Genomic DNA, 22,222 nt, shown 5'->3' on the forward strand with positions numbered 1-22,222 from the left:
ATTCCGAACACAGAAGTTAAGCCCACCAGCGCCGATGGTACTGCGAAAGCGGGAGAGTAGGTCGCCGCCAGTTTTTATTTAAAGTCTCATAGAGTATTCTATGAGACTTTTTTTGTTTTATACCTTTTTACGTGTTACTAAAACAGAAAGAAAAAGTAAAAAGGAATAAGTAAGCTGGGATAGGAAGAAATGGATCTTATAGACAATCTTCAAAAGATAGTCTTGATTAGAGCTATATAGTAATTGAATATGGGTTTCTAGCCCCGATTGAACGGTATGTTTGAGCTCTTTTTACTGGAATGGAATAAGTAGACAGGCGTAAAAAAGCGAGTAGGGAAAGCGGGAAACAGCTACTTATATAAATTGTTCCTCGTCTTTTATTTACAGACCTTTTTAGGTGATAAAGAAGTTTTAATAAATCTGATTTCATGTATTAAAAATTGTAATCAATAGTCTAGTTATAAAAAGCAGATTATGGCTATTGAAGATTTATACCTTATTAAAATGACAACAAATAAAAAATCCGAAGAATCTTTTCTTCGGATTTTTTTATTAGAATAAATATGCTTTAAAATTAAAAATGTTCCCAGAAAATAGGTTCATAAGATCTAGAAAGGTCTTTAATACAGTTTTTTGAGAAAATTTGTAGCTTTACAACACTGATCCCTTTTTCCTTGGTATATGGAAATTGAGGAGTCTTATCTGCGGATTTCATAATGCTTCCATCAGAATAAGTGACTGTCCAACTATATTTATATTCATTATTAGAAATATTGGGGAAGAAGTTTACAATTCCGTCACCAAATTTTCCTTGCTTAAAGTCAGTGACTTCAACATCACAACTTTTGCTTGTATAGGTATTTTGCTTTACGTCAGTGGATGCTCCATTGATTGCATCATCATAGTCCTTTCCATCCAATATTTCAATAGTCTTACTACATTGAACCATTCCTTCTGAAGTAAGGGCCGAAATAGATATCAATTGACGCCCTATTACATTTGCTTTTAGCTTAATGCTGCTAAGTTTGTTATCACCTATTATCGTTGCATTCTTACCGTAATTAGACCATAAATGACAATCTTTACATTGCCCTATCTCGGGAGAAAGACTGTAAGTCTCTTCATCCTGAACTTTTAAGATTGATTTTCCAGTTATGCTACATTGCGAGAATGATAAGCCGGAAATTAAAATACCGATTAAGATTAATAATTGTTTTTTCATGATTATGTTTTTATAAAATTATACCTGAATCACTCCTAAATTAAATTTTTCAGTGATAGGAGCATTGTTAGCAGCTTCAATACCCATCGAAATCCATTTTCTTGTGTCGGTTGGGTTGATAATAGCATCTGTCCAAAGCCTGGCTGCCGAATAAGTTGCCTCAGTTTGTTTTTGATACCTTTTTGATATGGTATCTAATATTTCGTTATGCTCTTCTTCAGAAATTTCTTTTCCTTGTTTTTTCAGTGTAGATTCCTGGATTTGTGCCAACACTTTTGCGGCTTGAGCTCCACCCATTACAGCTAAATCTGCCCAAGGCCAAGCTACAATTAATCTTGGATCATAAGCTTTTCCACACATTGCATAATTTCCTGCTCCATAAGAGTTTCCTGTAATGATGGTGAATTTAGGTACCACTGAATTGGAAACGGCATTTACCATTTTTGCTCCATCCTTAATAATTCCACCATGCTCTGATTTGGAACCTACCATGAATCCGGTAACGTCTTGTAAGAAAACCAATGGGATTTTTCTTTGGTTACAATTAGCAATAAATCGTGTTGCTTTATCAGCCGAATCAGAATAAATTACCCCTCCAAACTGCATTTCTCCTTTACCACTTTTTACCAATTTTCTTTGATTGGCAACAATTCCTACAGACCAGCCATCAATTCTTGCTGTAGCACAAACAATACTTTTACCGTAATCAGCCTTGTATTCTTCATATTCAGAATTATCAACTAAACATTTAATGATTTCGTAAGTGTCATATTGCTCAGCTCTTGAAACAGGCATGATTCCGAAAATATTATCAGGATTTTCTTTTGGCGGGAAACTTTCAATTCTGTCGAAACCAGCTTTTTCATTACTTCCGATAGATTTCATAATATTTTTGATTCTATCCAAAGCATCTTTATCATCTTTAGCTTTATAATCGGTAACTCCGGAAATTGAGCAGTGTGTAGTTGCTCCTCCTAAAGTTTCATTATCAATACTCTCACCAATTGCAGCTTTTACAAGGTAGCTTCCAGCAAGGAAAATAGAACCTGTTTTATCCACAATCATAGCTTCATCACTCATTATTGGAAGATAAGCACCACCTGCTACACAACTTCCCATAACTGCAGAAATCTGGATAATTCCCATAGAACTCATTTTAGCATTATTTCTGAAAATTCTTCCAAAATGTTCTTTATCAGGGAAAATTTCATCCTGCATTGGTAAATAAACACCTGCGGAGTCTACTAAATAGATGATAGGAAGTTTGTTTTCCATCGCAATTTCCTGAGCTCTAAGGTTTTTCTTTCCTGTAATCGGAAACCAAGCTCCGGCTTTTACTGATGCATCATTGGCAACAATAAGACATTGTCTACCGGAAACATATCCCATAACTACAACAACTCCACCGCTTGGACATCCACCATGCTCCTGATACATTTCATATCCGGCAAATGCTCCAATTTCTATGGAATCTGAATTTTTATCGAGAAGATATTCAACTCTTTCTCTTGCTGTCATTTTTCCTTCATCACGAAGTTTTTGAAGTCTTTTTTCACCACCGCCTTTTTTAATTTCGGCCAGTAAGCGATTAATTTCGGATAATTTTAATCTGTTTTGATCTTCTCTTTTGTTGAATTCAAGGTCCATAAAAATAAATGCATTTTATAGTGCTAAAGATACTATTTTTAAAAGGAATTTAAACTGAATTAAAACAAGTGTTTAAAATATTGGTTTTCAGAAAATTGTGATATTTTTAACATGCAAATGTTTTTATATTATTGATATTTTTTTTAACTTTACGTTAGAGTATTGGAGGTATATTCTCTATAAAAATACTCTAAGTTCCTAGTTTATTTTTTTAATAGTTTATTATTTGAAAGGCCCTGAAAGTTGAGCAAATTTTCAGGGTTTTTTTATATAAAATTGAATAAATTTATGCAATATGTTAAAGCGATTTGTAAATTTGCCTATTAAAAATTAAAAAGAAGTAGGATATGCATAAGTTGGCACTTTTTAGATTGCATTTAATTGTTTTTTTGTGGGGATTTACTGCAATTTTGGGAAAACTTATTCATGCGAATGCGCAGATTTTAGTTTTTTACAGAATGTTATTTGCAGCGATCTTCTTGTATGCTTTTATTAGAATTTATAAGAAGGAAAGCATCAAAGTTTCTAAAAAAATATTTTTTCAGCTGGCCGCGATCGGTTTTGCAATGGCGCTTCACTGGTATTGTTTTTTTTATTCAATTAAAGTATCAAATGTTTCAATAGCATTGAGCTGCCTTTCACTGTCCACTTTATTTGCATCTATTTTGGAACCTGTTATTTTTAAAAGAAAGATTGATGTTTCTGAAGTGGTAATGGGATTAGTTATCGTTGCTTGTATACTGCTGATCTTTAAAACTGAATTCCAATATAAAGAAGGTATTTTTTACGGAATCTTATGTGCAGTGTTCGGAACCATATTTTCTGTTTTCAATGGAAAGATGTTTGGGAAAACAAGTTCCGGAAATATCATTTTTTATGAAATTTTTTGTGGATGGTCTATGTTGATGGTTATATATTTGTTTTCAGGGCAAATTTTCCACATGAATGAAATAAGTTATAGAGATATTGCGTTAATATGCTTATTGGCGAGTGTTTTTACGGCTTTTCCCATGTTGGAATCTGTGAAATTAATGAAGTATATTTCACCCTTTACTTTAATTTTAACAGTTAATTTAGAGCCGGTTTACGGAATTATATTAGCTTTTTTTATCTTTGGAGAATCAGAACATATGAGTTCTATTTTTTATGTCGCTTCATTTGTAATGATATTGGCAATTGTTATCAATGGATTTATAAAAGCAAAAAAACAAAAACAACTTAATTAAGCATCGCCTAGATATGATGAAAAAATACCTTTTAATACTATTTTCCTTCGCTTTTGGACTTTCACAGTCTCAGATTATCAGAAAATATTCCAACGAATTTTTAAATATTGGAGCAGGCGCAAGAGGATTGGCAATGGGAGGAGCGGTAATTTCCAATCAAAATGATGTGTATTCACCTATGTGGAATCCTGCAGGTCTTTTGTCTATTGAAAGAGATTGGCAAGGAGCTGCCATGCACGCTGAATATTTTGAATCTATTGCTAAATATGATTATTTGGCCTATGCAAAAGTATTGGAAGAAGGTGTTTTTGGAGTTTCTGTGGTAAGATTAGGAGTTGATAATATTTTGAATACCACTCAAATGATCGATGCAGAAGGTAATATTGATTATGATAAAATCACCAAATTTTCTCAATCTGATTATGCGGCATTGCTTTCTTATGCTTTTCATCCGGGAGGAAATCAAAAGTTAGATGTAGGGGTAAATGCTAAAATTGTCTATCGAAATGTCGGAAAATTTGCAAACGGATATGGTTTTGGGTTTGATGTAGGGGCGATTTATAAAGCTGATAACGGATGGAAGTTCGGAGGAATGCTTCGTGATGCAACAACTACCGTTAACTTCTGGACGATTAATCAAAAGGAATTATCAACTGTTGTGAATGGAGAGGAATTTAACCCGGCTCCGTCTGACAAAATGGAACTTACTATGCCTAAGTTGAATGTTGGAGCAAGTAAGTTGTTTGAAATTAACAGCAGTGTATATGTTTTACCTGAAGCAGGTTTAAATGTAGATTTTGCTAAAACCGCAGCATTAATTTCTTCTGATATTGCCAGTATTACTCCTTATGCGGGAGCTGAATTAGGATACCAAAAAATGATTTTCGTACGATTAGGGGTTAACAGATTCCAATCAATCACAGATATTGAAGATCTGAAAAGAAAAGTGTCTTTTCAGCCAAGTGCAGGTATCGGGATCAGATATAGAGGTCTTACGCTGGATTATGCGATTAGTAACTCAGGAATTGGAGGGTCTAATTTCTATTCCAATTTCTTCTCTCTGAAATTGGATATGGGAGAATTTAGAAATGATTAAAATTTGAATTGATGAAAAAAACGACAATATTTATTCTTACGCTTTCTTCTTTGGCGGCTTTTGCACAAAAAGTTTCCGATTATAAATATGTTTCTTTACCTGCTAAATTTGAAACTTTTAAAGAAGATTTTGGTCTAAAAGATTTATTAACAAAAACATTACAAAGCAAGAACTACATTGTTGTTCCTTCAGATAAATTACAATGGCCATCAGAAGCAAAAGATAATCCTTGTAATGTGCTAATGGCAGATATTATAGATGATGGCGGATTTTTGAGAAATAAGGTATTAGTAAAATTTAAGGATTGTAATGATAAAGAAATACAATCAATTAAAGGAGCCTCTAGTATTAAAGAATATAAAGAGGGGTATCAGGATGCATTAAAGCAAACTTATATGTCGATTTCCCCTGCGAAACCGATTAATCAATCTCTAGCAAAAACTACCACAACAATAGTAACGACTGAAGAAGTAAATACCAATTCAATATCAACAGATAATTCAGCATTGAAATTCAGTAACGGTAAAATGGATTTCCAGAAGATTCAGGTTGATAAAAGTCAATTTATATTAGTCAGTGCAAACAGTTCTTCACCTTTTGCTACTTTTAAAACTACCACAAAAAATGATGTTTTTCGAGTAAAATTGCAAAATGGAGAGTCTACATTGGGATATTTTGAAAACGGAAATATTGTGATTGAAATTCCGCAATCTAATGGAGAATATGCAAAAGAGATTTTCTCTAAAAAATAAAATTAAAACAATTTAAACGATATAAAAATAGCCTTCGTTTTGAAGGCTATTTTTATGATAAAATTTTAAAATCTACTTTTTAATAAACTTAATAGTTTGGTTGGTTTTATTATCATTCACTTTTGCAAAATAAGTTCCAGGAGCCAGATCTGATAATCTCACTGAAGCAGAATTACCTTTTTGTGAAATTGTTTTAACTAGTTTACCATTGGCATCGTAAATTTCAATAGACTCAATGATATTTTTACCTTCAATATTTAGAAAATCAGAAACAGGATTAGGATAAACTTTTGCTGATACTTTTGATACTTCAGATGTTGATAATGAAGCAATAACAGCAGTGTAGTCTGTCCAGGTTCCATAAGCATATGTTCCGCATGCAGAATCTGAAGGTGTTCCGGGACCCGAATTGGCTAAACGATTCCATACCCTCATTCTGTAATTCCCATTAGCTACAGAAGTTGGAATGGAGAAATTTCCAGTATAAGTTTGTGTAGCATTTGCAATATATCCAGGTAAGAATAATGATTCTCCTGGATCATCAAAATCTCCGTCGTTATTGAAATCAATTGCCATTCCGCAGGAAATCCATCCTGTAGTTGTTACATTAATAGCATATGAAGTTCCTGTGCTTAAATTAACTGTTACAGAAGTCCGGTCTCTGGCTGTTGTACAGGTTCCTGATGCAAACGTATTATCAAAACTTATAGAAGGAATGGTTACTTGGGTAACTCTCCAGCTTGAGCAACCACTCGGATAAGATGGGTTGCAATACGTTTGGGCGTTAAAAAAATTGGCTATTGTGGATGCGAATATTCCTGCAAATAATTTTGCAAAAAAATAGTTTTTTTTCATAGTACTAGATTTTTTTGTTAGAGGTAGTACTAAATTATGAAAAAAATATTAATAATTAAATTTTATAATTATATAATTGTATTTAATTTATTATAATTGAATTATTTGTTAAAAAAATCGTGAATTACCTTAGCTTTACTTTTTCCTAAAATCTCTTCCAGTGTTACTAAATCAGCTTCTTTTATTCGTTTTACAGATTTTAATTTTGAAAGTAATAGTTCAATCGTTTTTTCTCCGACTCCAGGAATTTCCTCTAGTTCAGATTTTATGGTAGAATTTGTTCTTCTGGTTCTGTGATGCTTTACTCCAAAGCGGTGAGCTTCATCTCTTACTCTTTGAAGAATTTTTAATGTTTCCGATTTTTTATCAAGATATAAAGGAATGGGATCTTCTGGAAAGAAAATTTCTTCCAATCTTTTTGCGATTCCGACAATGGTAATTTTTCCGTACAAGCCTAGTAAACGTAAGCTTTTTACAGCCGAAGATAATTGCCCTTTTCCTCCGTCAATCAAAATTAACTGAGGTAAATTTTCCCCTTCATCCAACATTCTTTTGTAACGACGATAAATCACTTCTTCCATGGTGGCAAAGTCATTAGGACCTTCCACGGTTTTAGGGTGAAAAATTCTGTAATCGGCTTTACTTGGTTTTCCGTCTTTAAATACGACACATGCAGAAACAGGATTTGTGCCTTGAATATTTGAGTTATCAAAACCTTCAATATGCCTTGGTTCAACGGGCATTCTCAGTAATTTCTGCATTTCTGCCATGATTCTGTTAGTGTGCCTTTCCGGATCAACGATCTGAACCTGTTTTAATTTTTCTAAACGATATTCTTTGGCGTTTTTTTCAGAAAGTTCCACAATACGTTTCTTATCACCGACTTTCGGAACAATCAATTTTACATTCGGAATTTCCACGGATAAATGAAAAGGGAGAAGGACTTCTTTTGAATCTGAACCAAATTTTTGTCTGATCTCAATTAAAGCCTCTTCCATAATATCTTCATCAGATTCTTCAAGGATTTTTTTTATCTCAGTCGTAAAACTTTGAATAATATTTCCGTTTCTTATTTTGAAGAAATTTACATATGCTGCTGTTTCATCACTGGTCATTCCAAACACATCCACATCATCTATATTCGGATTAACAACCGTATTTTTTGCCTGATAATCTTCAAGAATATCAAGCCTTTCTTTAATTAATTGAGCCTGTTCAAACTGAAGATTTTCTGCATGTCTCATCATTTGATTGATCAGATACTCTTTTGCCTTTCGGAAATCCCCTTTGATGATTCCACGGATGGCATCAATTTTTTCGTCGTAGTCTTCCTTACTTTCAAGTCCTTCACATGGTCCTTCACAATTTTTGATGTGATATTCCAGGCAGACTTTATATTTCCCATCATCGATTTTATTGGGAGCAAGATTAAGATTACAGGTTCTGAGCTTGTAAATATGCTTAATGGTATCTAGCAAGATCTTTGCAGGACGTACTTTGGCATAAGGTCCAAAATATTCTGATCCGTCTTTAATAACTGTTCTTGTCAGAAAAATTCTTGGAAAATCTTCATTTTTAATGCAAATCCAAGGATAGGTTTTGTCATCTTTCAACATGACATTATAAAACGGCTGATGCTCTTTAATCAGATTGTTTTCTAATAAAAGCGCATCATATTCACTGTTTACAATCGTAGTCTCTAATCGTTGGATTTTCCCGACCATGATTTTGATTCGGTATCCGGAAAGATTTTTGTTGAAATAAGAAAGTACCCTTTTCTTTAAATTTTTAGCCTTTCCTACATACAAAAGTTGTTCGTTTTTATCATAATAACGATAAACGCCAGGTTCGGAAGGTAAAGTTTTAAGTTGTAATTCTAAAGAAGGATTCATATAACAAAAATAGCGATTTTAAGATCATAAAAAAAGCTACAGATTTTTTCTATAGCTTTTACATATTGATAGGTTGAATTTATTTTGCAGACATTTCTGTATACTTCATAACTAAAAAACTGAAGTATCCCCAATCTACCGATTTCTTAGGATACTTTGCCATGAATTCAGGGCTGTCTCCAAAAAGGAAATCATAATTATCATCAAAATCACTTTTCTCCAGCCATAAAACCTTATCTCCTTTTTTAACATAATACGATTTTAGAACGCCACCTCCTAATTGTACAGGTCCCATTGTGACAAAGCTATTGGTTTGGTGTGCTCTTGGGTCGTTATATACTGAAATAATTTTATCGAATTCAGGATTGATAAGTTGCATCAAAAACTCTTGTTCTTCCTGTTTATTTTTTAAAGATGCCGTTTGGTTGACGAAATGTACATATTCTTTTGAAGTAATATCACCCAGTTTTTTAGTCTGATAGTTTCTAATGCTAGACATATATTTACTCACCATCATTACTTTACCAAAACTAGATTTGTAAAGATAGAGTTCACTTACATTTTCTGCATCAAAAGTCATCGGTTTTTTGGTAACACTGTCTTTGATAGAAATTGAATAGATCTGACTTTTTTTTGATTTTAAATTTTCAAAATAGCCTTTGTGAATGCTTCCGTCTTTAAGGATAACGATAGAAGTCTTTTTTTTGCCGGCACCAGGAAATTGGGCGTCAAAATAATAAGTTTCCATTACTTTTTCTTCTGCATCTGTGTATTTTACTTTCTGAGCGAAAGAAGCGGTGCTTACAAGAAATAACGCAAGCAGCAATGTTTTAAATTTCATAGTGTATAGTTTATTTTAAAGGGCTTAAAAATAGTAAATTAAATGAGTTGACCAACAAAAAATAATTAGGGTTGAAATTAGTTTTTCCAATTATTGTTAAATGCGTAATTTTAAGACAAATTTTTTAGAATGATATACGGTGTAGATGTTTTCAGTTTCCATGATGTTTTGGAAATCTGTAAAGCTCCAAATAAGGCTAAGCTGAACAAAGCTGCGAAAGAACAAATCTTAAAATCTCAGAAGAATGTTCAGAAAATTGTAGATTCAGATCGTTGTGTTTATGGGATTAATACAGGTTTCGGACCTCTTTGCGATACAAAAATCTCTGCTGATGAAACAGCACAATTGCAATATAATCTGATCATCTCTCACGCAGTAGGTGTAGGAAAGCCAATTGATAAGGAACTTTCAAAAATTATGATGATTGCTAAAGTTCATGCGTTGTCAAAAGGATTTTCGGGAGTTTCTCTGGAAGTAATCGAGAGATTTATCTTAATGCTTGAAAAAGATATTATTCCTGTTGTTCCGGAGCAAGGTTCTGTAGGAGCTTCGGGAGATTTAGCACCTTTATCACATCTTGTTTTACCACTTTTAGGACTTGGGCAAGTTTGGGTTGGAAATGAAATTTTTGAAACGGCTGAAGTCTTAGAAAAAAATGATCTTGAGCCATTAACTTTAGGACCAAAAGAAGGACTTGGATTAATTAACGGAACTCAGTTTATACTTGCTCACGCTATCAAAGGATTAGAAAAATTTGAATACTTGTTAGACCTTGCTGATATGACGGCAGCAATGAGTCTTGAAGCATATAGAGGTTCTCAAAGTCCGTTTAAAAAGGAACTTCACGAAATCAGACCGTTTGAAGGAAGTAAAAAAGTGGCGGCAAGAATGCTGAAATTTTTAAAAGGTTCTGAAAATATGAAAGCTCACGAAGATTGTGAGAGAGTTCAGGATCCTTATTCAATGAGATGTGTTCCTCAGGTTCACGGAGCAAGTAGAAATGCTTTTGAACATTTGAAAATGATGGCTGAAACGGAATTGAATTCTGTAACGGATAACCCAATTGTTTTAAGTGCTGAAGAATCGATCTCAGGTGGAAACTTCCATGGGCAGTTGATGGCTTTGCCATTAGATTATGCAACATTGGCTGCTGCTGAATTAGGAAATATTTCAGACAGAAGAAGTTATTTGTTATTAGAAGGAAAATACGGCTTACCAAGATTATTAACAGAAAGCTCTGGATTAAATTCAGGATTCATGATTCCTCAATATACTTCTGCGGCATTGGTTACGGAGAACAAAACATTGTGTTTCCCGGCTTCTGCAGATTCAATTCCTACAAGTTTAGGACAGGAAGATCACGTTTCAATGGGAAGTATTTCCGGAAGAAAATTCAATCAGGTTTTGGGTAATTTGGTTAATATTTTATCTGTTGAATTAATGTTTGCTGCACAAGGATTAGAATTCAGAAGACCTTCAAAATGTTCAAAAATTATTGAAGAAAACTATACAATTCTTCGTTCAAAAGTTGCTAAGCTTGAAGATGACCGATTAATCGGAAAAGATATGTTGGCCATCGCAGAATTGATTAATGAAAGAAAATTTGTAGTTAATTAATTCTCGTTTTAAATAATAGAAAAGCTTCCAGAAATGGGAGCTTTTTTACTTGGCTCAATAATTATGGAAAGAATATAAAATCATCTTAAATAAGTATTTTTGTGTAAATACGAATTCAATGGCAATAAAAAGAACAGATTCTTCCAATACAGATTTTCAAGATCTTGTAAAGCTTTTAGATCAGGATTTAGCGGTACGTGATGGGGATGAACATACGTTTTATCATCAGTTTAATTCCATTGATCAGTTGAAAAACTGTGTTCTTTTTTATATCAATGAAAAACCTATTGCTTGTGGAGCCTTCAAAAAATTTGAAGAGGACACCGTAGAAATCAAAAGAATGTTTGTACAGCCGGAATACAGAGGGAATGGTTACGCCTCGAAAATACTTAATGAATTAGAAATTTGGGCAAAGAGTGAGGGATATAAATTTGGTGTTTTAGAAACCGGGCTGAAACAACCGGAAGCTATTGCTTTATATAAGAAAAACGGATACGATCTTATTCCTAATTATGGACAATATATCGGAGTAGAGAATAGTGTTTGTTATAAAAAGGAACTGTAATTCATGCTGTTAAATGTTATCTTAAGCATAATAAAAATAAAGATAAATTAATTTTCAAACCTCTGTAATTCAATGTAAAGTGATATCTTGGGTGTACCAACCAAATATTATTTTATATGAAAAAAAATGCCTTTTATCTACTCCTATTGTTTTTCGTTTTCACTGCCTGTAGCAGAGAAGACCTTCCAAACAATCCCGGAAACATTGAGATTGCTCAGAAAGATCCTTTAACGGCAAAACAAATCAATGAAAAAATTAATGAGACCATTAAAACAAAAGGAAGATTTTCCTGGAAAGAGTCTTCTGATTATTTTGTGTGGAGTGCAGTCTTTCAGGGAAATAAAATTGCATCCATCGGATTCGGTTCTTCTTTCGACCGAAGCCTGACTCCGGATAACAAAGCTATCGAAGAAGAAATTTTAAAAGTAATCGAGCAGTACGAAGGAAAAACGGAAAGAATTCTGTTGTCTTCAGATCAGTACTTAAATCAGATCGATGTTGCGATAGAAAAACAGGAAACGGTGATTGCACTTAGAAAAATGAAAAATATCCGTTATTTGGAGCCAGCAGATTACCGTTATTTTGAAAACGAACAAAAATTTGGAGCAACGTCAAAATCGAGTAGCGGTTCATCAGGATGCGGATTTGAATCTACAACGTTAAGCGTTTCGGATTTTACAACAGTAAGCCCCAATGCAAAAGCACCATGGTCTTTCACCAAACATAATATCATCAACGCATGGAGTTACAGTACAGGAGCGGGAATTACCATAGGAGTAATCGACAGTGGTGTTTCTCCAGAACAAACTTTGTTGGGAAGCAGTTTTAATAACGGACTTTCGTCAGGAAGAACGATCAGTAAAAATGGAGTCTATGTAGATTCAGTTTGGCCGTGGAGTACAGGATATGATGGTTCTGCAGATAAATGCGGGCATGGAACAAGTATGGCTTCGGCGATGGCTTCTCCAAGAAATAATCTGGGACAGCCGGTTGGTGTTGCTTATAATGCGAATCTGGTAACGTATAGAGCGGCTTCAAACGTCGTATTGGACGGATACCACGAACAGAACGGGGTAAAGATTGCCTTTACCGAACTAGGAAATAATACCAGTGTCAAAATCATTTCAATGTCGATGGGACATATTTTCTCTGTAGGAAAAATTGAGGACGGAGTTAAATATGCGTATTCAAAAGGGAAATTAATTTTCTGTGCAGGAGGAACTTCCACAAGTTTTACCAATTTCGTTGGCGTTATTTTTCCTGCATGGATGTCCGAAACACAAGCAATCACCGGCGTAAAAGAAAACACTTCCAATCAAAAATGTGATGTGTGCCATTCAGGAGCGGAAATTGATTTTACGTATCAGATGGAAAGAGCTTCAGGAAACACTATTCCGGTATTGAGCTATTACAACGGGCAAACCGATTATGTAGGTGGTTCTTCTGTAGCAACGGCCTCCACTGCAGGTATTGCAGCTTTAGTCTGGGCTAAAAATCCATCCTGGACGAGAGATCAGGTTTTGAATAAAATGAGGCAGTCGGCAACATATTATCCAACTCCGAACTCATCTTACGGATATGGAAATATTAATGTTTTACAGGCAGTTCAATAAGATTTAATTGACCATCTAAAATAGAAAAAGTACTGTTGAAAGCAAACGACAGTACTTTTTCATTTATAATTAACAAGATTAAATTTATCCGATTCTCACACTCGTCATACTCAAAGATCCGCCAATCAATTCATCATTAAATAAGGTTAAATTTTCAGATGAATCTTTTAACCCTAAAGTATAAATCAACGGCAAATAGTGATCAGGAGTAGGAATCGCATATTGCAATGAGGTTCCTTGTTTTTGATAATCAATTATGTTTTGGAAATTTCCGTCCAAAAGCCAGTTGTTCGTTTTTTCACGAGCTTCAATCGCCCAATCCCAACCTGCTCCGACTGTATTGATATTTCTCCAATCGATTAATCTCAGGTTATGAACAATATTTCCGCTTCCGATGATCAGAATTCCTTTTTCACGAAGTTTATTCAACCTTTTTGCTAAATCAAAATGATATTGAGAAGGCTTTGTATAATCAATACTCATCTGAATCACGGGAATATCTGCATTAGGATACATATGTTTGATGACCGACCATGCTCCATGATCCAATCCCCAGTTGTGATCCTCTTCCACGATGACAGGTGCTAATAATTCAGCTGTTTCTTTCGCCAATTCAGGATCTCCGGGAGCGGGATACTGAACATCAAATAATGCTTGAGGAAAACCGCCAAAATCATGAATCGTTCTCGGCATATCCATCGCAGTTACTTTTGTCCCGTTGGTAAACCAATGTGCAGAAATACACAAAATGGCATTCGGTTTCGGAATTTCAGTGGCTGCTTTTCTGAAACCTTGTACAAACTGATTTTCCTCAATGGCATTCATCGGTGAACCATGTCCAAGAAAAAGAACAGGCATTCTCTGGGTATTACCGAAGTTTTCGCTTATATTTTGTAAATCGTTTAGGTTCATTTTATTTTTGAGATAAATAGAAAAAAGAGCAAAGAGTAAAGACATAGCATCTTTTTTCTTTGCTCTTTTTTCTTGATTTTGTCTGCTATTATGCTTGTTTTACGAATTGTAACTCACCAGCTAATTTTACTTCTTCACTTACCATTACACCTCCTGCTTCAAGAGCTGCATTCCAGTTCAATCCGAAATCTTTTCTGTTGATTTTTCCTTCAAAAGAGAATCCTGCTTTTGTATTTCCCCATGGATCTACATTGATTCCGTTGAAATCTACTTCAAGGGTTACAGGTTTTGTAATTCTGTTGATCGTAAGATTTCCTGTAACATTTCCGTTCAATGCCTGAGAATCGAAAGTGATGGTAGGATTTGCTTCAGCATTAAAAAATTCTGCAGACTTTAAGTGATTATCTCTGTCTGTATTATGTGTTGAAATAGAAGCCGTCTGAATCGTTGCAGTTGTTTTAGCATTAGCGAAAGTATCGTCATCAGCTTCGATTTCTGCGTTGAAGTTGGTGAAGTTTCCTTTAATATTAGAAATCATCATGTGTTTTACTTTGAAAGTAATTTCACTATGTGCTGGGTCTAGGTTCCATTTTGTTGCCATTGTATTACTATTTTTTATTGTTATTTATACTGCAAATTTATATCAAGAGACAGGCACAAATCATTGATTTAGGATAAGAAATGATTTTTATGTGATTTTTTATTAAAAATCCACTATTAAGTTAAGAAATAAATTTCTTCCATTTATATATTATAGTTTTACAATCTTTTATTTTAACATTTCTTAACGGCTGGTTTTTATTTCTTATTTTTGGTGGATTCAATTTTATACAATGAAATTACATAAGTTTTCTTTATTGATGCTGGTTTTGGGAAGCTCGGCATTTGCTCAGACTCAAAAATTTACGATGGCAGAAGCTGTGAATGGTTTGAGAAGCAATCTTGCGGTAAAAAATATCTCACAATTTTCATGGTCGAATGATGGAAAATCATACATTCAGGCAGTGAAAGGCGGATATTTAATCACGGATTTAAAAACAAACAAACAAGATACGTTGGTGTCTTTATCTCAGCTGAACAAATCGTTTGCAGACAATAAATTAAAAACTGTTCCGCAAATTAAGTTTATCAGTAATTCTAACGGGTATTTCAATTCCAATGATCAGATGGTTTGGGTTGAAAAATCAGGAAACGATTGGAAAGTGAAAAATTCTGTTGCGGTAGAAAAAGAAGCTTCAAATCTAAAAATCTTTGGAGATAACGAGACTTTTGCTTTTACGGTAAAGAACAATTTATTTGTTAATAAAAACGGAAAAACAATTGCTGTAACGAATGACTCTAATGAAAACATTCTAAATGGTGCTTCCAATGTTCACAGAAACGAATTCGGAATTGATACAGGAATTTTCCCTGCACCCAACTCTGAAAGTGTAGCTTTCTACAGAATGGACCAAACGATGGTTGCAGATTATCCGATCATCGACTGGTCTGTAACTCCGGCTGTAAACCATAACATTAAATATCCAATGGCGGGGCAGACTTCGCATCAGGTAACATTAGGAGTTTACAATATTAAAACTCAGTCAACAACTTTCTTAAATATTGAAGGAGAAAAAGATCAGTATTTAACGGCAGTTACATGGAGCCCTGATTCAAAATATATTTTTGTTGCGGTATTGAACAGAGGGCAGAATCATATGAAAATGAACCAGTATGATGCAGCTACAGGAAATTTAGTAAAAACGTTATTTGAAGAGACCAATGATAAGTATGTTGAACCACAACATCCATTAACGTTCTTCCCGAATTCCAATACAGATTTTATCTGGCAGAGCCAGAGAACGGGGTACAATCATTTATTCCATTATAGTTTAGAAAAAGGTTTGGTTGCCCAGATTACGAAAGGAGACTGGTTGGTAACCGATATTTTAGGTTTTAATGAAAATAAAAAGGAAATCTATTTCACTTCTACGAAAGAAACTCCTTTGGAAAAACATTTATACAGAATTAACTGGGCGAATTTCAAAATGCAACGAATGGATAATGCAGAAGGAGTTCACGCAGGAATTTTAAGCAGCGACGGAAATTATTTGTATGATTCTTACAGCAATGCAAATACGCCAAGAGTAGTGAATGTTATCAATACAACGACCTTAAAATCAAATACGATTCTTACCGCAGAAAATACATTAAAAAATTATCAGAGACCTGAAATCAAAAGTGTTAATTTCAAAGCTGATGACGGTACAATTTTGTACGGGAAAATGATTCTTCCTACAGATTTTGATGCAACTAAAAAATATCCGGCAATCGTTTATTTGTATAATGGACCACACCTACAATTAATTACCAATACATTCCCGGCTTCCGGAAATCTTTGGTATGAATATATGGCTCAAAACGGATACATCATTTTCACGATGGACGGAAGAGGTTCTGCCAACCGAGGATTGAAGTTTGAGCAGGCTGTATTCCGAAATTTAGGAACAACGGAAATGAATGACCAGATGAAAGGAGTAGAATATTTAGAATCTCTTCCTTATGTAGATTCTGAAAAAATGGGTATTCATGGATGGAGTTTCGGAGGATTTATGACGACAAGCTTCATGCTTCGTAAGCCTGATGTATTCAAAGTAGGAGTAGCAGGAGGACCTGTAATCGACTGGAGCATGTATGAAATTATGTACGGAGAAAGATATATGGATACTCCACAAGAAAATCCGCAAGGATATGCAAAGGCAAATCTTTTGGATAAAGTTCAGAACTTGAAAGGAAAATTATTAATGATCCACGGAGCTCAGGATGATGTAGTGGTTTGGCAGCATTCCATTAAATTCATTAAAGCTGCAGTAGACAATGGAGTTCAGTTGGACTACTTTGCTTATCCGGGACATCCGCACAATGTAATCGGAAAAGACCGAGTACATCTGATGCAGAAAATTACGGACTATTTTGATCAGAATTTGAAGAAATAAATAATTTAAATCCAACCGATGAGGTTGGATTTTTTGTTTAAAAGAATTTTGATGTTGAGGTTTGTCATTCTCTAGGAATCTAGATTTAGTTTTAAAATACTTTGCTTAGATTCCTACGGAATGACAGTACCTTGCAAATTTAAAAACTAAGAATCACGATCCGTTCTTACCAAAGATCAATGCATCTGAATCGTAAGAAGCCTATTTTTGTATCACTAAAATCAACAGTATGGAATTAGGAATAGGAATGTTTGGAGATCTTTCATTAGATCAGACCACCGGAAAATATAGAGATGCAGGAGTGAAAATTCGTGAAATCCTTGATCAGGTAAAATTCATGGATGAGATGGGAATTGATGTTTTCGCCATGGGAGAACATCACCGTCCAGATTATGCGGTTTCATCACCGGAAATTGTTTTGGCGGCGGCAGCAAGTATTACCAAAAATATAAAATTAGCGAGTGGCGTTACGGTTTTAAGTTCATCTGAGCCTGTGAAGGTTTATGAAGATTTTTCGACCTTAGATTTAATCTCTGATGGTCGTGCAGAGATTTTTGTGGGAAGAGGCAGCTTTATAGAATCTTTCCCATTGTATGGTTATTCTTTGAATGATTATGAAGAACTTTTTGATGAAAAATTAGAATTACTACTAAAAATAAACTCTGAAGAAAACGTTTCATGGTCAGGAAAACTACGTGCCCCGATGCAAAATCAGACCGTTTATCCTAGAGCGAAAAATGATGGGAAAGTATCGATCTGGAGAGCAGTTGGCGGAACTCCGCAATCCGTTCTGAGTGCTGCACAATTAGGAATGCCTTTAGTGGTTGCTATTATTGGCGGGATGCCTGTTCAGTTTAGAAATTTAATTGAATTTTATAAGCAGGAATATAAAAAAGCAGGTCATGATGTAGATAAAATGCAGATTGCTATTCATTCACATACTTTTGTGAGTGATGATCAAAAAGTTGTGGACGGATATTTCCACAATTATAAATCTCAAATGGACAGAATCGGAGCTTCCAGAGGTTGGGCGCCTTACACAAAAATGCAGTATGACGGAGGAAGAAGTAAAGACGGAGCATTATTTATAGGAAGCGCATCAGAAGTAGCCGATAAAATAGCTTACATGAAAGAAATTTTTGGAATTACAAGATTTATCGGTCATATGGATGTGGGTGATCCTTCACACGATATCATGATGAAATCCATCGAGTTGTTCGGAAATGAAGTAAAACCTGTCATTAAGAATTTATAAAATACACCGCCGCTGAAATTTTCAGCGGCGGTTTTTGTTCATATGATATAATTAATGGTTATCCAATTGATTCTTGTAGCCATTTAAAAGGGCTGCCAGTTTCTTTGCAGACATTCCGTAAGTATCGGGAAATGCTCCTTGTTTGGATTTCATTTTGGAGGTTTCTAAAAACTTTTCATCAATATCAAACATAACCAATTTGTTCAGGAAGATTTGTTTTGTGGTAAAGTTGCTTACAGCCTGCCACGGAATGAACGTGGTTCTGAAAAGGGTTTTCATTTCAAAACCTTGTTTATCAACTTTCAGATAAGAAGTATTAGGAACTAAATTGATGGAAAAAACAATTAAACTGATTGCGAATAAGAAAATAATAAGAATAGCAGCCCATAGATTTCTCTCCATAAGTGCAATGCCCATACAGATAAATGCGATGCTAATGAGAATCAGGATGGTGTTCTTGAGTTTCCCGGGTCTTAAAATAAGGGGTAAATTTTGCATGGTAGATTTTAAAAGTTCAAATGTATAAAAAAAGGATTTTTTTGATGATATAGATGTTATTGCTGTTGTTGTGTCATGAAAATTTGGAATGTTTCCTTATAAAAAGTTCTCGATACAAAATTCTTTCAGAATTTCACTCGAACTGACGGAATATCTTAATGTATGTCACTTCGAGTAGTGAAATTACTTTTTACTGCTTCCTTATAACTGTTCACTTAGATAAATTCAATCAAACTTCCACGTTCTTCATCTTTTCTAATATTCAATGCCACCGGAATTTTCTCTTTAAGCTCTTCTACGTGCGAAATAATCCCTACAATCCGATTCTCTTTCTGAAGATTCATCAACGTTTCAAAAACGATATTCACGGATTCCAAATCCTGAGTTCCGAAACCTTCATCAATAAAAAAGAAATTCTTTTCCGCCTGTGCATTACTCTGAACACTTTCTGCCAAAGCTAAAGCAAGACTCAAGGAAACCTGGAAAGCCTGTCCTCCGGAAAGTGTTTTTACGCTTCTGCTTCTGCCTTCATTCAGATAATCGATAATTTCAAAATCGTTATTATCATTCAATTGCAAACTGAGCTGATTTCTCGTCATGCAATGAAAACGTACATTAGCATGATCACACAATTGTCGTAGGTAAATGGAGGAAACGTATTGTACAAAACCGGCTCCTTTAAAAAGGTTGGTCATGATTTTCAGGTTTTCTGCACGTTTTTGAAGTTGCGCTAAGTCTTTTAAAAGATCTTCTTTTTTCTTAAATTCTTTTTCCAGTCGTTCAATTTCTGTAGAAATTTTTACCACAGAATGATTAGTTGTTTTCAAATCATTTTCGAAAGATCTGAATTGATTTTCAACTGCTAAGAATTCCTCTTCATTAAAAGAAAAATCTTTAAGTTTAGTTTCAAGTTCAAGAATACTATTCCTTACCGTTTCAAATTGAATTCTGAATTGCTGAATGACATTTCTCGTTTCCTGAACATTGATTTCCTGTACAAGAATGTGTCGAACCTCATCCAAATTATTGAATTGTTGTTCTGACAAAGCGTTTTCAATTACATCTTTATTATCAAAAATCTCTTTTTCCAGTTCAGAAATTCTTTTTTCCAGTTGAGAGACCATCGTTTTTTGTTCCGCAAGTTTTGGCGTAATCTCCTTTTCCTCTTTTATTAATTGAAGGTAACTCTGCTCTGTTTCAAGATTGGATTGAGAGAGTTGAGTGAAAATTTCTTCAACTTCAGCAATGTTTTTTTTCTTGTAGTCAATCCATTGTAAAGCTTTTAGATTTGCTTCATTCGTTTTGATCTGTTCTTCCTTCTTTGCTTCATCAAGCTTGAATTTTTCTAATGCTTTATTGTAACTGTCGAAATTTTCTCTTTCCTTATCAAGATTTTTTTGTTCCACACCGATTTGCTGATTCAGTTCATCAATTTGTTTTTCAATTGAAAATGATTGCTGACGTTTTTTTTCAAAATCACTTGGGTTTTCAGCATTAAATTCTTTCCAATTAAAGCTTTTATGATGTTCTTCAATTGAATTTTGAATTGGTTGTACACTTTCTTCTTCCGACTTTAACTGTTCCTCAAAGATCTTTCTCCGATCAAGAATTTTTTCAATATCTGAAAACTGTTTTTGAATATTCTCTTTCTGAATTTCAATCTGCTCAATCTGTTTCTGAATTTCGTTCAGTTCTGAATTGACATCATTGAATTCTACAATATTCGGATGTTCCAGAGCACCACAAAGCGGGCACGATTCTCCGTCATGCAATTCATTGGCAAAATGCGCCAGTTTCTGCTGGACTTCAAGGTGATTTTTCTTTTCCGAAAGAATCTTTTTTTTCTTTTCTAAAGCTTCAGCCTGAATGCTGAAATCATTTTTAAAAGTTTCAGGATCAATGTTAAAAGGTTTTAATTCTTCGGATATTTTTCCAATTTCAGCCTTTTTTAAATTAATAGTTTCAGTTTGTTTTTGCAGAATTTCAGCCAGTTTTTTCTTTTCTGAAAACCAGTTTCCTACATTTAAAAGTAAATTGGAGTCTAATTTTTTCGGCTTTAAAAGTTCGATGTTTTTTGAAAGCTCTTCAATCTTTTGTTGAATTGATTTTTGATGGGCTTCAACTTCTTTTACCTTCTTCGAACCGTTTTCAGTACGTTCTTTCAATATTTCAATCTCGCCTGAAAATTTCAGCATTTGAAGGATCAGACTCAAATCATTTTCACGAATCCTAGACTCATTTAAAGCTTCATATTTCGGTTGAATTACTAAAAGTTTATTCTTTATATTTTCAAATTGAGTATTGGTTTCCTGTAAAATTGTAAACTGAGATTCTTTATTTTTTTGTTGATCTGAAATTTCTTTCTCAAGTTTGCTTTTTTCGGAAAGTAAAGGAGTGAAAATCCTGAAAACCCTGTCGTAGATTTCAGTTTTCTGGTCTAAAACATCAATTTCGGTTTTCTTTTGTATTAGCTTTTCGAAGTCGGATTTTTTCTGAAGTAAAAGATCAAAATCACCTTTCAGATTTTTCAGTTGTATATATTTCTGTTCCGTTTCTTTGAAAACTTTTTGTATTTCCTCAAATTTCTTCTGCTCAATCTTTAAATATTCTTTTTGAACTGAAATCTGCTCTTCATTTACTTCTTCAAAACCTTTCAGTTGTCCTTCCAGCTGATCGAGCTCCGATCTGTTTTTTATATGTAATGCTGAAACATTATTTTGCAGATCGAAACGATGAAGACCAAAGATTTCCTTCATCATATTTGTTCGATCCATGGCGCCGAGTTCCAGAAATTCTTTAAACTGACCTTGCGGAATAATGATGGTTCGTTTGAAATTGGCATAGCTCAACCCAATGATTTTCTCCGCATTGGTATGCTCTAATGGAATCCAGTTTTCGTTTTTCCATTCATAAAACACAACATTTGGCGTCTTTACCTCTTCAAAGTTTTTAGAATTGCGTTTGAATTCTCTTGTCGCACGGTATTTTTTATTTTCATAATTAATAAAATCAAACTCGATATACGACTTGTTCGATTTTAAATTCATCATATTGTAAGTACGTTTATCTCTCGAATTTAGCCTTTCGGTTTCTCCATACAAAACAAAAGAAATGGCTTCCAGAATAGAAGATTTTCCGGAACCCACCGCACCGAAGATCCCGAAAAGACCTGCTTCCGTAAGGTTTTGGAAATCGATTTTCTGACGTTCCTGATAAGAATAAAGACCTTCTAAAGTAAGTTGAATAGGAATCATTT

17 protein-coding genes and 1 rRNA gene are annotated in these 22,222 nt (G+C 34.2%); 9 read left to right on the forward strand and 9 right to left on the reverse strand.

From position 1 onward, the window contains the following. Nucleotides 1-73, forward strand: a 5S ribosomal RNA gene (rrf, locus tag LV842_RS16140); the annotation flags it as partial. Between the two features lie 501 nt (nucleotides 74-574). Here the strand turns inward: rrf and LV842_RS06515 are convergent. Next, entirely contained in the window at nucleotides 575-1,222 is a 648-nt protein-coding gene (locus tag LV842_RS06515; RefSeq protein ID WP_233110656.1) for a hypothetical protein, read from the reverse strand. A gap of 18 nt (nucleotides 1,223-1,240) precedes the next feature. Beyond that, entirely contained in the window at nucleotides 1,241-2,869 is a 1,629-nt protein-coding gene (locus tag LV842_RS06520) for an acyl-CoA carboxylase subunit beta (protein ID WP_233110657.1), read from the reverse strand. A gap of 347 nt (nucleotides 2,870-3,216) precedes the next feature. Here LV842_RS06520 and LV842_RS06525 point away from each other — a divergent pair, with 347 nt between their 5' ends. The 3 genes from LV842_RS06525 to LV842_RS06535 are packed head-to-tail and all read left to right on the forward strand — an operon-like array spanning nucleotide 3,217 to nucleotide 5,943. Beyond that, nucleotides 3,217-4,095, forward strand: a complete 879-nt coding sequence (locus tag LV842_RS06525) for a DMT family transporter (RefSeq protein WP_233110658.1) — start codon at nucleotides 3,217-3,219, stop codon at nucleotides 4,093-4,095. A gap of 13 nt (nucleotides 4,096-4,108) precedes the next feature. After that, nucleotides 4,109-5,191 carry a putative type IX sorting system protein PorV2 gene (locus LV842_RS06530; protein ID WP_233110659.1) on the forward strand — a complete coding sequence of 361 codons (1,083 nt, stop codon included), beginning with the start codon at nucleotides 4,109-4,111 and terminating at the stop codon, nucleotides 5,189-5,191. Nucleotides 5,192-5,202: 11 nt separating this feature from the next. Next, nucleotides 5,203-5,943, forward strand: a complete 741-nt coding sequence (locus tag LV842_RS06535) for a hypothetical protein (protein ID WP_233110660.1) — start codon at nucleotides 5,203-5,205, stop codon at nucleotides 5,941-5,943. 72 nt (nucleotides 5,944-6,015) lie between these two features. Here LV842_RS06535 and LV842_RS06540 read toward each other — a convergent pair whose 3' ends face one another. The 3 genes from LV842_RS06540 to LV842_RS06550 form a co-directional block, all read right to left on the reverse strand. Then, complete coding sequence (locus tag LV842_RS06540; protein ID WP_233110661.1) at nucleotides 6,016-6,798, reverse strand: T9SS type A sorting domain-containing protein; 783 nt, start codon at nucleotides 6,796-6,798, stop codon at nucleotides 6,016-6,018. A gap of 101 nt (nucleotides 6,799-6,899) precedes the next feature. Next, a complete protein-coding gene (gene uvrC, locus LV842_RS06545) occupies nucleotides 6,900-8,690 on the reverse strand; it encodes an excinuclease ABC subunit UvrC (protein WP_233110662.1) in 1,791 nt (596 codons plus the stop codon). A 79-nt stretch (nucleotides 8,691-8,769) separates the two neighbouring features. Beyond that, complete coding sequence (locus tag LV842_RS06550; RefSeq protein ID WP_233110663.1) at nucleotides 8,770-9,531, reverse strand: hypothetical protein; 762 nt, start codon at nucleotides 9,529-9,531, stop codon at nucleotides 8,770-8,772. Nucleotides 9,532-9,660: 129 nt separating this feature from the next. On the opposite strand from LV842_RS06550, the gene hutH reads away from it, so the two are divergent. The 3 genes from hutH to LV842_RS06565 all read left to right on the forward strand — a co-directional run bounded on the left by hutH (nucleotide 9,661) and on the right by LV842_RS06565 (nucleotide 13,326). Beyond that, the gene (hutH, locus tag LV842_RS06555) at nucleotides 9,661-11,148 is read left to right on the forward strand and encodes a histidine ammonia-lyase (RefSeq protein WP_233110664.1); all 1,488 of its coding nucleotides are present in this window, start codon (nucleotides 9,661-9,663) and stop codon (nucleotides 11,146-11,148) included. A gap of 118 nt (nucleotides 11,149-11,266) precedes the next feature. Further along, nucleotides 11,267-11,713, forward strand: coding sequence for a GNAT family N-acetyltransferase (locus LV842_RS06560; protein WP_233110665.1), 447 nt, complete (start codon nucleotides 11,267-11,269; stop codon nucleotides 11,711-11,713). A gap of 116 nt (nucleotides 11,714-11,829) precedes the next feature. Further along, nucleotides 11,830-13,326: a S8 family peptidase gene (locus tag LV842_RS06565; RefSeq protein WP_233110666.1), complete on the forward strand. Its 1,497-nt coding sequence runs from the start codon at nucleotides 11,830-11,832 to the stop codon at nucleotides 13,324-13,326. An 84-nt stretch (nucleotides 13,327-13,410) separates the two neighbouring features. On the opposite strand, the gene ygiD is transcribed toward LV842_RS06565, so the two are convergent. After that, nucleotides 13,411-14,238, reverse strand: coding sequence for a 4,5-DOPA-extradiol-dioxygenase (gene ygiD, locus LV842_RS06570; protein WP_233110667.1), 828 nt, complete (start codon nucleotides 14,236-14,238; stop codon nucleotides 13,411-13,413). An 88-nt stretch (nucleotides 14,239-14,326) separates the two neighbouring features. Further along, on the reverse strand, nucleotides 14,327-14,839 hold the full coding sequence (locus tag LV842_RS06575) for a YceI family protein (RefSeq protein ID WP_233110668.1): 513 nt from the start codon (nucleotides 14,837-14,839) through the stop codon (nucleotides 14,327-14,329). 232 nt (nucleotides 14,840-15,071) lie between these two features. Between LV842_RS06575 and LV842_RS06580 the strand changes: the two genes are divergently transcribed. Together LV842_RS06580 and LV842_RS06585 are read left to right on the forward strand one after the other, a co-directional pair. Then, nucleotides 15,072-17,213 (forward strand): S9 family peptidase, encoded by a 2,142-nt coding sequence (locus LV842_RS06580; protein ID WP_233110669.1) that lies wholly within the window; start codon nucleotides 15,072-15,074, stop codon nucleotides 17,211-17,213. Between the two features lie 229 nt (nucleotides 17,214-17,442). Continuing rightward, nucleotides 17,443-18,468, forward strand: a complete 1,026-nt coding sequence (locus LV842_RS06585; RefSeq protein ID WP_233110670.1) for an LLM class flavin-dependent oxidoreductase — start codon at nucleotides 17,443-17,445, stop codon at nucleotides 18,466-18,468. 51 nt (nucleotides 18,469-18,519) lie between these two features. Here LV842_RS06585 and LV842_RS06590 read toward each other — a convergent pair whose 3' ends face one another. Both LV842_RS06590 and LV842_RS06595 read right to left on the reverse strand, forming a co-directional pair. Continuing rightward, nucleotides 18,520-18,966 (reverse strand): hypothetical protein, encoded by a 447-nt coding sequence (locus tag LV842_RS06590; RefSeq protein ID WP_233110671.1) that lies wholly within the window; start codon nucleotides 18,964-18,966, stop codon nucleotides 18,520-18,522. 215 nt (nucleotides 18,967-19,181) lie between these two features. Then, complete coding sequence (locus tag LV842_RS06595) at nucleotides 19,182-22,220, reverse strand: AAA family ATPase (RefSeq protein ID WP_233110672.1); 3,039 nt, start codon at nucleotides 22,218-22,220, stop codon at nucleotides 19,182-19,184. Nucleotides 22,221-22,222: the final 2 nt, after the last annotated feature.

It is taken from the genome of Chryseobacterium gwangjuense (genome assembly GCF_021311115.1).
Taxonomy (GTDB): Bacteria; Bacteroidota; Bacteroidia; order Flavobacteriales; family Weeksellaceae; genus Chryseobacterium; species Chryseobacterium gwangjuense.

Excerpts from the sequence above, each read along its gene's own strand:
- LV842_RS06515 (WP_233110656.1), bottom strand. The coding sequence starts at position 1,222 with ATGAAAAAACAATTATTAATCTTAATCGGTATTTTAATTTCCGGCTTA.
- LV842_RS06520 (WP_233110657.1), bottom strand. The coding sequence starts at position 2,869 with ATGGACCTTGAATTCAACAAAAGAGAAGATCAAAACAGATTAAAATTA.
- LV842_RS06525 (WP_233110658.1), top strand. The coding sequence starts at position 3,217 with ATGCATAAGTTGGCACTTTTTAGATTGCATTTAATTGTTTTTTTGTGG.
- LV842_RS06530 (WP_233110659.1), top strand. The coding sequence starts at position 4,109 with ATGATGAAAAAATACCTTTTAATACTATTTTCCTTCGCTTTTGGACTT.
- LV842_RS06535 (WP_233110660.1), top strand. The coding sequence starts at position 5,203 with ATGAAAAAAACGACAATATTTATTCTTACGCTTTCTTCTTTGGCGGCT.
- LV842_RS06540 (WP_233110661.1), bottom strand. The coding sequence starts at position 6,798 with ATGAAAAAAAACTATTTTTTTGCAAAATTATTTGCAGGAATATTCGCA.
- uvrC (WP_233110662.1), bottom strand. The coding sequence starts at position 8,690 with ATGAATCCTTCTTTAGAATTACAACTTAAAACTTTACCTTCCGAACCT.
- LV842_RS06550 (WP_233110663.1), bottom strand. The coding sequence starts at position 9,531 with ATGAAATTTAAAACATTGCTGCTTGCGTTATTTCTTGTAAGCACCGCT.
- hutH (WP_233110664.1), top strand. The coding sequence starts at position 9,661 with ATGATATACGGTGTAGATGTTTTCAGTTTCCATGATGTTTTGGAAATC.
- LV842_RS06560 (WP_233110665.1), top strand. The coding sequence starts at position 11,267 with ATGGCAATAAAAAGAACAGATTCTTCCAATACAGATTTTCAAGATCTT.
- LV842_RS06565 (WP_233110666.1), top strand. The coding sequence starts at position 11,830 with ATGAAAAAAAATGCCTTTTATCTACTCCTATTGTTTTTCGTTTTCACT.
- ygiD (WP_233110667.1), bottom strand. The coding sequence starts at position 14,238 with ATGAACCTAAACGATTTACAAAATATAAGCGAAAACTTCGGTAATACC.
- LV842_RS06575 (WP_233110668.1), bottom strand. The coding sequence starts at position 14,839 with ATGGCAACAAAATGGAACCTAGACCCAGCACATAGTGAAATTACTTTC.
- LV842_RS06580 (WP_233110669.1), top strand. The coding sequence starts at position 15,072 with ATGAAATTACATAAGTTTTCTTTATTGATGCTGGTTTTGGGAAGCTCG.
- LV842_RS06585 (WP_233110670.1), top strand. The coding sequence starts at position 17,443 with ATGGAATTAGGAATAGGAATGTTTGGAGATCTTTCATTAGATCAGACC.
- LV842_RS06590 (WP_233110671.1), bottom strand. The coding sequence starts at position 18,966 with ATGCAAAATTTACCCCTTATTTTAAGACCCGGGAAACTCAAGAACACC.
- LV842_RS06595 (WP_233110672.1), bottom strand. The coding sequence starts at position 22,220 with ATGATTCCTATTCAACTTACTTTAGAAGGTCTTTATTCTTATCAGGAA.